This is a genomic window from Desulfatitalea alkaliphila (assembly GCF_022968795.1).
Taxonomy (GTDB): Bacteria; Desulfobacterota; Desulfobacteria; order Desulfobacterales; family Desulfosarcinaceae; genus Desulfatitalea; species Desulfatitalea alkaliphila.
On sequence record NZ_JALJRB010000007.1, the window covers coordinates 193,852 to 208,619 of the forward strand.

At 61.6% G+C, this 14,768-nt stretch carries 12 protein-coding genes; 9 read left to right on the forward strand and 3 right to left on the reverse strand.

The window, feature by feature from the left end; translation table 11 throughout:
• Nucleotides 1-8 precede the first annotated feature (8 nt).
• The 7 genes from MRX98_RS08745 to MRX98_RS08775 all read left to right on the forward strand — a co-directional run bounded on the left by MRX98_RS08745 (nt 9) and on the right by MRX98_RS08775 (nt 8,742).
• The gene (locus tag MRX98_RS08745; RefSeq protein WP_246905711.1) at nt 9-1,307 is read left to right on the forward strand and encodes a tetratricopeptide repeat protein; all 1,299 of its coding nucleotides are present in this window, start codon (nt 9-11) and stop codon (nt 1,305-1,307) included.
• A gap of 122 nt (nt 1,308-1,429) precedes the next feature.
• A complete protein-coding gene (locus MRX98_RS08750; protein WP_246905714.1) occupies nt 1,430-1,657 on the forward strand; it encodes an FmdB family zinc ribbon protein in 228 nt (75 codons plus the stop codon).
• Nucleotides 1,621-2,589, forward strand: coding sequence for a hydroxymethylbilane synthase (hemC, locus tag MRX98_RS08755; protein ID WP_343217740.1), 969 nt, complete (start codon nt 1,621-1,623; stop codon nt 2,587-2,589). The genes MRX98_RS08750 and hemC overlap by 37 nt, the downstream gene beginning before the upstream one ends.
• Nucleotides 2,579-4,120, forward strand: coding sequence for a uroporphyrinogen-III C-methyltransferase (gene cobA, locus MRX98_RS08760; protein ID WP_246905716.1), 1,542 nt, complete (start codon nt 2,579-2,581; stop codon nt 4,118-4,120). Before hemC ends, cobA begins: the two co-directional genes overlap by 11 nt.
• A gap of 186 nt (nt 4,121-4,306) precedes the next feature.
• Nucleotides 4,307-5,467, forward strand: a complete 1,161-nt coding sequence (locus MRX98_RS08765; protein ID WP_246905719.1) for a zinc-binding metallopeptidase family protein — start codon at nt 4,307-4,309, stop codon at nt 5,465-5,467.
• The gene (locus MRX98_RS08770; protein ID WP_246905722.1) at nt 5,460-6,491 is read left to right on the forward strand and encodes a glucosyl-3-phosphoglycerate synthase; all 1,032 of its coding nucleotides are present in this window, start codon (nt 5,460-5,462) and stop codon (nt 6,489-6,491) included. The genes MRX98_RS08765 and MRX98_RS08770 overlap by 8 nt, the downstream gene beginning before the upstream one ends.
• A gap of 151 nt (nt 6,492-6,642) precedes the next feature.
• The gene (locus MRX98_RS08775; protein ID WP_246905725.1) at nt 6,643-8,742 is read left to right on the forward strand and encodes a hypothetical protein; all 2,100 of its coding nucleotides are present in this window, start codon (nt 6,643-6,645) and stop codon (nt 8,740-8,742) included.
• Here MRX98_RS08775 and MRX98_RS08780 read toward each other — a convergent pair.
• Nucleotides 8,729-9,556 carry a class I SAM-dependent methyltransferase gene (locus MRX98_RS08780; protein ID WP_246905728.1) on the reverse strand — a complete coding sequence of 276 codons (828 nt, stop codon included), beginning with the start codon at nt 9,554-9,556 and terminating at the stop codon, nt 8,729-8,731. The two genes, MRX98_RS08775 and MRX98_RS08780, sit on opposite strands and share 14 nt — an antisense overlap.
• Before the next feature lie 89 nt (nt 9,557-9,645).
• On the opposite strand from MRX98_RS08780, the gene tsaA reads away from it, so the two are divergent.
• Entirely contained in the window at nt 9,646-10,428 is a 783-nt protein-coding gene (gene tsaA / locus MRX98_RS08785; RefSeq protein ID WP_246905730.1) for a tRNA (N6-threonylcarbamoyladenosine(37)-N6)-methyltransferase TrmO, read from the forward strand.
• Nucleotides 10,429-10,435: 7 nt separating this feature from the next.
• Here the strand turns inward: tsaA and MRX98_RS08790 are convergent, their stop codons facing one another.
• A complete protein-coding gene (locus MRX98_RS08790; protein WP_246905733.1) occupies nt 10,436-11,596 on the reverse strand; it encodes a PQQ-dependent sugar dehydrogenase in 1,161 nt (386 codons plus the stop codon).
• A gap of 145 nt (nt 11,597-11,741) precedes the next feature.
• On the opposite strand from MRX98_RS08790, the gene MRX98_RS08795 reads away from it, so the two are divergent.
• Entirely contained in the window at nt 11,742-12,713 is a 972-nt protein-coding gene (locus MRX98_RS08795) for a thioredoxin family protein (RefSeq protein ID WP_246905736.1), read from the forward strand.
• An 18-nt stretch (nt 12,714-12,731) separates the two neighbouring features.
• Here the strand turns inward: MRX98_RS08795 and MRX98_RS08800 are convergent, their stop codons facing one another.
• A complete protein-coding gene (locus MRX98_RS08800) occupies nt 12,732-14,687 on the reverse strand; it encodes an alpha-amylase family glycosyl hydrolase (protein WP_246905738.1) in 1,956 nt (651 codons plus the stop codon).
• Nucleotides 14,688-14,768 lie beyond the last annotated feature (81 nt).

A 14,768-nucleotide genomic window follows, 5' to 3' on the forward strand; every position in this document is an offset into this window, starting at 1 on the left:
GTTCAAACATGGCCATTCCGACCCGCAGCAACCAGCCCGATGATCGTTCTTTCCTGCGCACCGGCGCACCGGACACTCCCGGCGCCGATGGCGAGAATCACAACGATCAATCTCCCATCCGGCCTTCGGCCCCTCTGGATCCCGAGTGGATCGCCCCTTTGGCGGCCCTGGACCGCATCGGCATGTGGGCCATCCACCTGGACCCGCCGACCACGGCCGGTGTCTCGCTGCACAAAGCCCTCGCCAAAAGCCTCTCACAATTCGCCCTGACTTATAATGGGCGATGGTTTCAATGGGACAACGGGTTGTACGGCTGTTTATTACCCGACACGGACGCCGCCGCGTCCGCGGCCCTGGCACGACAATTTCTCAGCAGCTGGAGCGATCAACGGGTTGAAAGCCTCTCCATCGGCGTCAGCCAATTCCCACTGCTCGATTTCGACCGCGAGACTTGTTTGTTCAATGCATGCAAGGCACTGGACCACGCCGCTTTTTTCGGTCCGGCCAGCGTGGTGATTTTCGATGCGGTCAGCCTCAACATCAGCGGCGACCACTATTTTCAAAGCGGACAACCGGCGGATGCCATCGCCGAATACCGCGATGCGCTGCGCCTCGATCCCAACGACGTCAATGTCCTCAACAGTTTGGGCGGCTGCCTGGCCCAAATGGAAGACCGAACCGGCGCGCGGGAAGCCTTCGCGACAGCCCTTCAAATCGACCCGCGGGAACCCATGGCCCTCTATAACCTGGGTGTACTGGATCTGCTCGATGGGCAGCCCGAGGCGGCAATGGACAAATTCCGGCAAGCCCACGCCCTGGACGCCGCCCTGTTCGAACCCCTCCTCCAGCTCGGCAAGTGGTTCACCGAACAGCAAGCCTACGACGAAGCCTGCCGATATCTTGAGAAGGCCGTTGTGCTGCAACCGGAGCGGGCGGCGGTGCATAGTTTGCTCGGCCAGTGCCTGGCGGCCCGGGGGCACGACCGGGAGGCGATCATGGCTTGCAAAAAGGCGGTCAAACTCAATCCCAACGATGCCGCCGCCTTTTCCCAGCTGGGAATGCTCTACGATGCGAAGGGGGAAAACCCGGACATCTGCATCACCTTCTGCCGTCAAAGCGTCACCCTTTGCCCCGACAACAGCCTGTTCCATCTGCGCCTGGCCGCACTCTACCACAAGCACCACCATTTGGAGGACGCCCTAGCCGCCTATCAAACCGCCGCCGAACTAGGCGCCGACACCGGCAACCGCATCACCGAAATCCAGGAGCAGCTGGCCACCCCGGACGCCAGGCAACGTTACGCATAAGCCATCGCTTGCATTTGGAGGCGACAATCGTTATATCTTAGGGCTTGCGAAAAATGAATTCGCATCTCAAGCGCACGGGGAGGTCCGTGCGGACCCTTTGATGTCAAGGAGCACCTCATACCATGCCGATTTATGAATATCGCTGCGAAAAATGCGGCCACGAGTTCGAACAACTGGTGCTGGGCCGGGAGTGCCCGGAGTGCCCCACCTGCCAAAGCGAAAAGGTGTGCCGCCTGATGTCCAGTTGCGGCTTCGTCTCCAAGGGGGCCGGCGGCCAGACCGTTTCCGCCTCCGCGGGATCCTCCTGCGGGGGATGCGCGGCCACCAGCTGTGCCGGTTGCGGTCACTGATGGGCGAGGCGTTGCGCATCGGCACCCGCGGCAGTCAACTGGCCCTGTGGCAGGCCCGCTGGGTGCAGCAATCCATACTGGAACAGTGGCCCGGCACCACCGTTGAGCTGGTGATCGTCAAAACCCAGGGGGACAAGATCCTGGATGTCCCGCTGGCCCAGGTCGGCGGCAAAGGGCTCTTTGTCAAAGAGATCGAGGAGGCCCTGCTGGACGGCCGCATCGATTTGGCCGTCCACAGCATGAAGGACATGCCGGCGGCCCTGCCGGAGGGGCTGCACATCGCCGCCGTGCCGCTCCGGGAAAATCCTTTGGACGCCCTCATCTCCCTGCGCCATGCATCGCTGGCGGATCTGCCCCAAGGCGCACGGGTGGGCACCAGCAGCCTGCGCCGGGGAGCGCAACTGCTACACCAACGCCCCGACCTGACCATCGACCCCTTGCGCGGCAATGTCGACACCCGCCTCAAGAAGTTGGAAACCACGGAACTGGACGCCATCGTTCTGGCGGCGGCCGGTCTGACCCGCCTCGGCTTGGCCGATCGCATCACCGCCCATATCGCCCCCGATATCATGCTGCCTGCCGTGGGCCAGGGCGCCTTGTGCATCGAGGCGCGCAACAACGACGGGGCGACCAAACAACTGCTGGCCGCCCTGGACCATCGCCCCACCCACGTGGCCATCACCGCCGAACGGGCATTCCTGCACCGCCTGGAAGGCGGTTGCCAAATCCCCCTGGCCGGCCACGCCACATTGGAAAACGATCAATTGCAATTGACCGGCCTGGTGGCTGAACTGGACGGCTCCCGCATGGTGCGTGCCACCAACCGGGGCGCACCCGACCAGGCTGCTGCTTTGGGGCGGCAACTGGCCGAAACCCTCTTGCACCGCGGCGCCGGTGAAATTCTGGAAAGGCTCCAAGCCCATGCCCGATAAGGCCTCTACAGGAATGGTGTTTCTGGTGGGCGCCGGTCCCGGCGACCCTGGTCTGATGACCCTCAAAGGGGCCGACTGCATCGCCCGGGCGGATGTGCTGATCTACGATTTTCTAGCGGCCAAGGCGCTGCTCGACCATGCCCGACCCGATTGCCACTGCATCTACGTCGGCAAGCAAGGCGGCGACCACACTCTGGCCCAGGAGGAGATCAATCGGCTGATCGTGGAAAAGGCCCGTGCCGGCATGACGGTGACCCGGCTCAAGGGGGGCGATCCTTTCATTTTCGGGCGTGGCGGCGAAGAGGCGGAAGAGCTGGTGGCCGCCGGCATCCCCTTTGAAATTGTGCCGGGCGTCACATCGGCCATCGCCGCGCCGGCCTATGCCGGCATCCCCCTGACCCATCGCCGTTTCACGGCCACCGTGGCCTTTGTGACAGGCCACGAGGATCCGACCAAGGAGCAATCCAATATCGACTGGCGCGCCCTGGCGCAGGGCATCGGCACCCTGGTCTTTCTGATGGGGGTTAAAAACCTGCCCCACATCGTCGACCGTCTGCTGGCCAACGGACGCCGCCCGGACACCCCGGTGGCCCTGGTGCGCTGGGGCACCACCGCCCAACAGCAAACCGTTACCGGCACCCTGGCCGACATCGCGGAGCGGGTGCGGGCCGCCGGTCTCAAGGCACCGGCGATCATTGTCGTCGGCGAGGTGGTGGGACTGCGGGAACAGCTGCAATGGTTCGAGCGGCGGCCGCTGCTCGGCAAGCGCATCGTCGTCACCCGCGCCCGCGCCCAGGCCAGCGATCTGATCCGGCGTCTCAGCGCCCTGGGCGCCGAGTGCCTGCAATGCCCCACCATCCAGGTAACCGCCCCGGACAGCTGGCAACCCCTGGATCAGGCCATCGCCCAATTGGACCGTTACCATTGGATCGTCTTCACCAGCGTCAATGGCGTCGACGCCTTTTTCGACCGCCTCGACCGCAAGGGGCTGGATGTGCGCGCCCTGGGCCACCTGCGCACCGCCGCCATCGGACCGGCCACCGCCGAACGGTTGAAGCAACGGGGCCTTAATACCGACATCCTTCCGGATACCTACCAGGCCGAATCGGTGGTGGCGGCATTTGCCCGGCAATCCATCCAAAATTGCAATATCCTCCTCCCGCGCGCGAAAGAAGCGCGCAGCGTACTGCCGGACGAACTGCGGCGCATGGGCGCCGCAGTCGATGAAGTCACTGCCTACCAGACCCTCCAAAGTACCGAAAACAGTGAAAAGATGATCGCCTTGCTGCAGAAGGGTGCCATCGACATGGTCACTTTCACCAGCTCTTCGACAGCCCGCAACTTCAAGGCATTGCTACCGAAGGAATCGCCGCTGGCGCAACTGCTCAAAGGGGTCACGGTGGCCTGCATCGGCGACATCACCGCCGCCACGGCCAAGGAGCTGGGCTTCACCGTGGACATCGTCGCCGAAACATTCACCATCGACGGACTGTGCGAGGCCATTGTGCGGCACTACACCGCACCGCAATAGCGCATCCTTGATGTCCCCGAGGCGGCTGGAGGCGGATGTCGTTCACGTCCGCCGGCTTTGCAGATGGCACAATACGTGCGAGCAACATGGTTTCCCAAGGTGATCCTCCCTTGACCATTCAGCGCATTCCGTTCTATTTTTACGACACACCCTCCGCAAACCGAAACCCGGCCGCCGGGAGCGCCCATGAACGACGACCGCCCGCCCAAGCTGCCCGAACGGGTGGCGCAAATCCAGGAAATGATGGACACCATCATCGCCAATGTGGTCTTGGTGGGCCAGATCCCCGCGCCCACCTTCTCTGAACAGGAGCGGGTGGATTTCTTTCTGGAGCGTTTGGCCTCCTTCCAGGTGGACGAATGCACCACAGACGGTTTCAACAACGCCATCGGGGTGATCCAAGGCACCAACCGCAACCGGGCACCCATCTTTCTGGTGGCCCGCATGGACTCGCCTTTCGGCCACGAAGTGGACCACCACTTCACCATCCGCAAAGAGACCATCACCGGCGCCGGCCTGCTGGACAACGCCCTGGGGGTCGGCATCCTGCTTTCCATGCCGGAAATCCTGCGCCGCCTGGCGCTACGGTTGGAATCGGACCTGGTGCTTGCCGGGGCGATCCAATCCATCGGCAAGGGCAACCTGCGGGGTATTCGCCACCTGCTCCAAACCTGGCCCACACCCATTCGGGGAGCGGTCTGCATGGAAAGCGGCGAACTGGGCCGCCTCAACTACTACGCCGACGGCATGATCCGCGGTGAGATCGTTTGCCGGGTGGACCCGCTCCAGGAGCGCCCCCACCGCTTTCTGCCCAACGCCATATTGGTGATCAACGAGGTCATCAATCAGATCCTGGCCCTGCGCCTGCCATTGAAGCCAAGGGCCAAAATCATTCTGGGCACCATCCACGGTGGCTTGAAACATGGCCAGATCGCCCACGAGGCCCGCCTTGGTTTCGAGATCCACAGCGATGCCGACGAATTGGTCAAGAACATCTTCACCGATCTGGAAGACATCGTGGCGGGCCTGCGCCATGAATACGAAGTCGGGCTGACCATCGAAACGGTCAGCAACCTGCGGGCGGCCCGTCTGAAATACACCCACCCCCTGGTCAAGCGCTCGGTGGCACTCATGCAGGGCCTCGGCCTGGAGCCATTCAGCGAGCCCTGCGAATCGGAGCTCTCCATCTTCCTGGCGCGCGGCATCCCGGCCGTCACATTGGGCATCACCCACGGCGACAACTATCAACAGGTGGATGCCACCATGCGCATCACCCCGATGTTCACCGGCATTGCACAAATCATCGGCACCTTGCTGGCCATTGACGAGGGAGCGTGCGATGGATAGCCGCTGGATGCGCACCAACACTTTCCACTATGCCGATTTCAACGACCTGCAGGCCCTGGTGGAAGCCAAACGACGCAAAGGGTTGTCCATCTCCTTGTGTCTGCCCACCCTGAATGAAGAAAAGACCATCGCCAAGGAGATCGTCATCGTCAAATCGGAGCTGATGTCGCGCTTCCCTTTGGTGGACGAAATCGTGGTGATCGACTCCGACTCCACGGACCATACCCGCGACATCGCCAGGGCCTACGGCGCAGATGTCCACAAAGCGGCGCAGATTCTGCCCCATCTGGAATGCTACACCGGCAAGGGAGAAAATCTGTGGAAGGCACTGTTCGTCACTCGAGGCGACATCATCGTCTACCTCGATGCCGACATCAAAAACATCCACCACCGTTTTGTATACGGCCTGGTCGGCCCCCTGCTGCTCGACGACCGGATCCGTTACACCAAGGCTTTCTACGACCGGCCCATCGCCTCCGATGATCATACCTTGCGCCCCACCGGCGGCGGCCGGGTCACCGAACTGGTCATTCGCCCCCTCTTTTCCCTCTTTTTCCCCGAGCTGACCCAGATTCTGCAGCCCCTCTCCGGAGAGTATGCCGGTTACCGCGCCATTTTTGAACAAATCCCTTTTCCCATCGGTTATGGCGTGGAAACCAGCATGATTCTGGATATCTATCAAAAATGGGGACTCGAAGTGATCGGCCAGGTGGACCTGGAAAAGCGCATCCACCGTAACCAGGACACCAAGGCGCTGGGCAAAATGGCCTTTGCCATATTGAAAACCTTCATCCATCGAAAGATCGCGCTCGGCATGATCGATGTGAAAGGCGGACTCCACGACGAAATGATCCAATACACCATCGTCGGCAACCGGATCGAACCGGACATCGTCCGCATCAAGGGTGTGGAGCGCCCCCCCATGATCGAGGTACCGGAGTACCGCGCGCAGCGTGCAAAGATGGCCGGCGATGGCCCGCACACCTTCCGCAATGCCACGCCGCAAGAAGACCGGGCCGAATGAGACCTTTCAAACGACCCCACTACCAGGACCAACGGTGGTCCTTCGCAACACCGCCGTGCATCGACCTTCGGGCTCGCGACCGCATCCTTTCTTGCTTGCTCTCGGAAACTGTGGTAAGCCACCAAAGTAAAAGATAAAAACGAGGTTGGACATGGAGCGGGTGCCGCGGAGCAGACCAACATCGCCCATCAACACCGAGGTGGGTCCTGAAGAGAAAGGCCACATCACGCGGCCCGACACCGCCCCCGAAACGCCCTCGCCCGAAACGGCCGACAAGGAAATCAGCCGCCGGCAACTGATCAACAAGCTGAACAACATCAACTTCCAGGACCGCACCGTCACGGTGGTGTTCCGGCACCGCACCTACGGCCGCGAGCTGAAACTCAAAGCCCATCCACTGCCGTGCAGCGACGCCCGGCTGGTATGCCGCTGGTCGGACCCCGTCCCCTTCGACCAGTTGATCGAAGACTACCGCTTCGATCAACTGCAGGTCCTGAAAGGTCAGCAAATGCTCCAGGTGCACCCTGAAATCAAGGGGCTGACACCCGAGCAGGTGGTCTTCACCCTTCCCGAAACTTGCCGCGAAATCAGTACGCGCCAACTGCAGCGCCATCCGTGCAGGGACATCGCCGTTTATCTCTTTCAAAACGGCGCGGCCTTCTACGGCAACCTGGTGGATTTCAACGCCACCCAGTTTCGTGCCGCCCTGGGCGTGCATCCGCCCCAGACCTTCGGCTGGCTGGAAACTGCGGAACCGGTCACCATTGTCTTCACCCGGGGCAACAAAACCCTCTATTCGGGACAGTGCCGCATTGTGCGCCATGATGGCGGTCTGAACCTGCGCCATTTCACCTTGGCGCCGCTGCAACGCCAGATCCGCCGTTTCCCGCCGCGGGAATTTCGCAGCACCCGTCATCGTCCGACCCCGCCACCGGATGTGGTGTTCGAGCATCCCTTGTTTGGCAAAACCATCAACCTCAAGGTGTACGATCTGTCCGGCTCGGGTCTGGCGGTGGACGAAGAGGCCGACCGGGCGGTGTTGACTCCCGGTTTGATCCTGCCCTCTTTGGAACTGGTCTTCAGCGATGGTTCCGCTTTGCGGGGTATGGCCCAGGTGGTCTATTGCCATCCCTACCAGGGCAGTCGATGCGCCATGGTGCGCTGCGGCCTGGCCATGCTGGACATCGCCGTGGAAGACCACATTCGTTTGCTCTCCCTGATGCACCAAGTCAACGACGCCCGCGCTTATGTGTGCAACAAAGTGGACTTGGAGGCGCTGTGGGACTTCTTCTTTGAAACAGGCTTCATCTATCCCCAAAAGTATGAATTTCTGGAGTCCAACAAGCAGACCGTCAAGGCCACCTACGAGAAGCTGTACCATCAGAGTCCAAGCGTAGCCAGTCATTTCATCTATCAGCAGAACGGCCGTATCCTGGCGCACATGGCCACCGTGCGCTTTTACGAAGCCTCCTGGCTGATCCACCATCATGCCGCCATTCGCAGCAGCCACCATCGCGGCGGATTGATCGTGTTGAACCAAGTGGGTCGCTTTATCAACGATTCCCACCGGCTCTCCTCCATGAAAATGGATTACGCCTTATGCTACTATCGGCCCGAGAACAAGTTCCCCTCCCAGGTGTTCGGCGGCGCCGCCCGCAACATCAAGCAGCCCAAGGTCTGTTCCCTGGACACCTTCATCTATTTTCACCACCGGGCCGACCCCGGCATCGCCAAGGACATACCCGCCCACTGGACCATCGAAGCCGTCCGCGAAGAGGATCTTCTCGATCTGCGCACATTTTACGAGCAACACTCCGGCGGACTGATGCTCGACGCCCTGCATCTGACGCCCGAGCGAATAGACAACGGTGAGTTGGCAACGATCTATAACCGCATGGGACTCAAGCGGGATCGGCACCTCTTCGCCTTGCGGTACCGGGACAAGCTGCGGGTGGTGATCATGGTCAATCAGGCCGACCTGGGCCTGAACATGTCCGACCTGACCAATGCCATCACCCTGCTGGTGGTGGACGATCTCTATCTGAATTGCGAGCTGTTGGAAACGGTGGTGGGCCATCTGCTGCGCTACTACGAAGCCGATGCCGTTCCGGTGCTGCTCTACCCGGAAAATACGGCACGAAGGATGGGAATCGAAATCGAGAAGCGGTATATCCTTTGGGCTTACAACACCCAAAACCTGGACGACTACTTTCGTTATCTCAAACGCCTGTTGAAATTCATCCAGCACTGAGATCGCCGCAGGGCTTGCGTCCACGGCAGGCGATCAGCGGTGTGTAGGTGAACCGGCGCGGTTGGGCGAAGAAATTTTGAAAATCGGCCACGAACCCTTCGTACCCTCCCGGATAACATTCGAAGGGATAGCCGGACCGTCCTACGGCCACTTCCAGCTTCTTGGTCCAGTTGAAACGGTCCACCTCGTTCAGCGGCCCGTGGATCAAGTGGTGCGCGGCCAGGGCGACATCGATGGCTTCAAATCCCAAATCATAGAGAAAAGAGTAGAGTTTGATGCCGATGCGGGGATCGAAATCGGCTTCCTCCGCCAGCTTCTGCATGATACCATGCAGCGCCGCCGACAGGTGATCGGGCATGGCATAATGGTTGAGGCAGTTGTGATCCAGATCGATCAGACAGAGGATGCCGCCGGGCTTGAGGCACTCGGCCAGGCGTGCCACGATGTCGAAGGCACGACGGCCGTGGTATTCCAGAAAGAAACGCACCCACACAAAATCGAAGGGCGCGAGATGGCACAGGGGCTCCAAGACATTGCAGCATTCAAAGGTGAGACCCTCCGCGCCGTAGGTGTTTTGCGCGTGGGCGATGCGCTCCGCCGACACATCCAATCCCACCACCGTTCCGCCGGGCTGCACCAAATCGAACAGGGCACGGGTGGTCACGCCCGCCCCGCAACCGATATCGGCCACCCGCATGCCGGGGGCGATCCCCGCCCACACGGCTTGTTGTTGTACGACGGCGACATCGGTCTTCATTTCCAACCGTTCGATCTCCGCCTCGTTTTCCATCAGATAGGGAGGAGCCTGGATCATACCACCTCTTTTGTATTCATCGGCAAAGCCGTGAAGCCTTCAGCGTGGATTAGCAGAGCGCAAGGGGAGAGTCAATGGAGCATTCCGCATTGAAGCAAACAATCCATTCCAAGAGCCGTTTTGTTTTTGAAGCCATCGGGCGCATCCACTCCTGTTTTCCGGAGAAGTTCGGTATTCCCCGCCAGGCCGGTCTGGTCGAGGAAGCGCAGGGCGCCATTGAACTTTTTTCGTCCTTCGACCGGAAAGAAGCCCTCAGGGAATTGGAGGGCTTCTCCCACATCTGGGTCCTGTTTGTCTTTCATCGCTGCCTGGGGCACGCCTGGAAGGCCACGGTGCGCCCCCCGCGGCTGGGCGGCAATCGCCGGGTGGGCGTTTTTGCCAGTCGCTCCGGCTTTCGCCCCAATCCCATCGGCCAATCGGCGGTGTCTCTTCTGGGCGTGGAACGCCGCGACGGCAAGACCTGGCTGCGTCTCGGCGGTATCGACCTGCTGGACGGCACGCCGGTACTGGACATCAAACCTTATCTGCCGTATGCGGACCATATCCCCCGCGCTCGAGGCGGATACGCCCAGGAGGCACCCCCCTCCCGGCGCACCGTCGTGTTCACGCCAGCGGCGGCGGCGGCCTGCCAGACCCTCGGTCAAGGGCGCCACGGCAATCTGAAGGGGTTGATCACCGCTCTGTTGCACCACGATCCCCGACCGGCCTACCGGGATGCGACCCGCCCGGCGACATTCGGCATGGCCCTGTGGGATCTGAACATCCGCTTTTGCATCTCCGGCGAGCGCATCGAGGTGCAAAGCGTGGGATTAGGGGATCGAAACCGGCCCGCGTCCTCCGCCTTACAAACAACGCCGCTTGGGGAAGACTGAAAGTCGTTCAGGGACGATCGGCGCTTTCCTCCGGCCGCACGGCCGAATAGGTGATGCGATAGATCGCACCCCTCAGGTCGTCGGAGACCAGCAGGCTACCGTCCGCCATGATTTCCACATCCACGGGACGCCCCCAGGCGAGGCCGCCCAGCAACCACCCTTTGGCGAACAGGTCGTAACCCACCACCTGTTCGCCCCGCAGCGTGACCTGCATAATTCGGAAGCCGGATTTGTCCGGATGTTGCAAGGCACCTTGCTCGGCAATCATGATCCGGCCGTTGTAGCCGGGAGGAAACATGCGCCCTCTGTAGAAACGCAGGCCGGCGGCGTTCACACCGGGATCCAGACGCAATACCGGCGCGGTGAATTCGGAACAGGCGTGATCGCCGCCGAAGTGCTGATCGGCAAGAACGCCCCCGTAGCAATGGGGAAAACCGAAATGCAGCCCCCTTGCGTCGGCGCGATTGAGCTCATCGGGAACCGGCCCCGGGTCCGTTTGCCGGGGGGCGGTGTCGGTGAACCAAAGGGCGCGGGACCCGGGGTGCCAATCCATCCCCATGCTGTGACGCACGCCACGGAGCACCACCTCGAAACCGCTGCCGTCGCGATTGAGGCGCGCGATGGCGGCAAACATGGCACCCTCTTCCCTGCACACATCGCACGGCGCGCTCAAGGTCACATATAGACGGCCGTCGGGGCCGGCGCGCAAGGTGCGCCAGCCATGCAGCATTGCCTTGGGAAGCCGGTCGAAGATCACCTCGGGCGCCGGGGGCCGATCCAGGTGACTTTCAATGCGCCGGAACCGCAATATGCGGTCCACCTCGGCCACATACAGATCACCGTCCATGAAGGCCACCCCGTTGGGCATGTTCAGCTCTTCGGCCAAAATATGCACCCGGTCCGCCCGACCGTCGCCGTTTTGGTCCACCACGGCGTAAACCCGCCCGCTTTGCCGGGTACCCACGAAGAGCACACCGCCGGGGCTGACGGCCATGGACCGGGCGCCGGGCAGTTCGTCGGCATAAAGCGCGATGGCAAATCCCGGCGGCAAATCGATGGCGGCCAGCATCATGCGGTTCTGCACCCCGGCTGCGACTGTATTCCCACCCAAGCCAAGAGCAAAGGTCGCCACCACAATCCATACCAGTGACCAACGGCGCAATAACATCGACGCAACTCCTTCCGAGATCAAAAACCTCCCCTCGGTGGAAGAGGATTCAAGCTTTACATCGTCTTGCGGCCCATCCTTGACAACACCCGGCCGACAGCATAGGGGTTGTTGTCTGCATTGTCAAAAGCAGAAAGCGAAGGCCATGCATCCAAACGACGAACAAAACATCCGCGCTTGGGCCGCCCGGCAATCGACCCCCGTCACCATCACGGCGGCCCGGGCGGAGGGCGATGCCGACCGGCGGCTGGAGCGCTTCTGCGCAGAAATCCAAACGTTGATACCCGATCTGCGGATCGCCACTGGCGACAACGACCCCTTCCGCGCGCCGGCCCTGATCATCGGCCGCCACCGCAACATCGCCTATCAGGCGGTGCCTGAAGGAGCGGAATTGCCCCCTTTTCTCACGGGTTTGGAAGGCGCAGGCGGCGGGACCGGGGACCTGCCCCCGGACTTGAAGGATTGGCGGGATCGCATGGCGCTGCCCGTTGAGCTGACCCTTTTCATCGCCATGCAGTGCCCCCATTGCCCGCGGGAGGCCGATCGTTTGGTCCGACTGTGCGCCGCCACGCCCAAGATTCGCCTGGCCGTGGTGGACGGGCACCTCTTCGCCGATCAAGCCGCCGCTCACGGCATTCGCGCCGTCCCCACGCTGCTCCTTGACGGGCAAATGCGCTGGAGCGGCGCCATCGACCTGCCCGATGTGATCCGCCAATGCCTCCGACGCGACCCCGCCCGCCTATCGGTCAGCGGTTTGCGCCAACTCCTGGAAGCCGGCGAAGCACCCCGCGCCGCGGCCATGATGATCGATCACGGGTCGATCTTCCCGTCCCTGCTGCCGTTGCTGACCCACGAACGCTGGTCGGTGCGCCTGGGCGCCATGGTGGTGGTGGAGTACCTGGTCGAAGCAATGCCGTCATTGGCCGTCAGTTTGATCGCCCCGCTCCGACGGCAATTCGACCGACTGCTTCCCCGGGTGCAGGGGGATGTGGTGCAGGTACTGGGGCAGATCGATGACAGCGCCGCCCGGCGTTGCCTGCAAGCCATCGCAGACGGTGATTTTGCCGCCGATGTCAAGGCCGCCGCCGCCGAGGAGCTTGAAAACCGCTCGTCTTGACCACGGTTCGAGAACCACCTATCCCTTCAGCGCCAACCACCTGGCCCGGTATCCTTCCAGAAGGATCGGTTGCCCCGCCGCCACGCGCTCATCATTGAGCAGATCGGCCACCTCGTCCGGGGCTCCGAATGCGGCGAGCCACTCGCTTTCAAGGGTTTGGGTATCTTCGGAAAAATTGCAGACCACCAACACTTTCTGGGCGCCATGGGCGCGAACGTAAGCAAACACATGGGCATTGCGGCTGTCCACCACCTCCATGCCGCCATTGTAAAAGGCCGGGATCGCTTTGCGTTTTTTAAAGAGGTTGACCATTTCGTGATAGAAGCGCCACTCCAAAGTGTCGCTGTCGGCCAGATCGTCCCGGGCTTCCCAGCGGTGGCGGCAACGGTGCACCCAGCGGCTGTCATTGGCTTTGGCCGGATCGGTCAGGAAAGTGTAGTCGTTGAGCATGCCCCACTCGTCGCCCAGGTACAACAGGGGAATGCCGCCGGCACTGACGATGATGCTGCGCAGCAGATTGATGCGGCGCACGGCCAGTTCGATCCACTCCGGCTCTTCCTGTTCAATGGCGTTCTCCAGTCCGGCCAAGGAAGACAGGGTGCCGGAGACCCGCACATCGCCATTTTCCGGGTTGAATTGAAACGGCACCCCGCGGGCGAAGGAACCCGGGAAACGACCGGTGTAGAAGTCGTTGAGAAAGCGGCGGTGGCCCGCCGGATCGATGCCCACGGCGCGCGCATCCTCGTCGGCGAAGGTCCAGCCGATGTCGTCGTGACAGCGCAGGTAGTTGACCCACGAGCAGCCTTCGGGAATGCGGCTGCGGTGCCGCATGGCGTGCACCAACAGCTTGACCTCCCGGGTGGCCAGCGCCTCCCAGAGCAAGGCCATGAGCATCGGGTTGTAGGACAATTGACATTGATGGGGGTGGATGTAGGACAGCACATCGTCGGGGTGGACGATGGCCTCGGACTTGAAGCGCACCCCCGGCGCGACGATTTGCATCAGGGCGTTGAATGCGCTTATCAAGGTGTGGGCTTCGGGTTGGTTTTCGCAATCGGTGCCCAACTGTTTCCAGATGAAGGCCACCGCATCCAGTCGGAAGATGTCGACTCCCTGGTTGGCCAGAAAGAGCATCTCTTCGGCCATGGCACGGAACACTTTCGGGTTGGCATAGTTCAGGTCCCACTGGAAACTGTTGAAGGTGGTCCAGACCCAGCGCTGCATCTCTTCGGACCAGGTGAAACTGCCCCGTCGCACCGAGGGGAAGATGTCCCGCAAATGACGCTGAAACTGATCGGGCAGGGTGCGGTCGGGGAAGGTCCAATAATAGGCCTGGTAGTCGGGATCCCCCGCCTTGGCCCTGCGCGCCCAGATGTGTTCATCGGCGGTGTGGTTGAACACGAAATCCAGCACCAGGCTGATGCCTTCCGCGCGCAGGGTGGCCGCCAGGGCGTTGAGTTCCGCCATGGTGCCGATGGCCGGGTTGATGGCACGGTAGTCGCTCACGGCGTAGCCGCCGTCGTTGTCCCCCACCGGTACGGCGAACAGGGGCATCAGGTGCAGATAGTTGATGCCCAGCTTCTTGAAATAGACAACGTGTTCCTTGAGTTTGGCAAGGTTTTCGCTGAACAGATCCACGTACAGAACCGCACCGCAAATCTCGTGGGAGAGGTACCATTCAGGGTCGGCCTCCCGCCGGGCGTCCAACGCTTTGAGTTCATCGGATCGCTCCATCCAGGCCTGCATGGCGAGTCGCACCACCCGGATCAAGGTGTAGAAAAAGTCGTACTGCCAACCGTAGAGCGCGTGCAGATCCTTGAACAGACGCGGCCATTCCCGCTCCAGGCGCGCCTTGAATGCTTCCCATCGGTCCCCGTGCACGCCCGGCGCGGATGCGAACCCCGCCTCCATTTCCGGCAGAATGCGATCCAACGATTTGCGCGCCTGGACCGATCGCCAATCACCACCCGTCATAACGCCTTCCACAAATTGCAAGCTTTGTCGTTTTTCATTCCTGAACCCTTCATTCGGTCACGCACAACGAAGGTGCCGCCT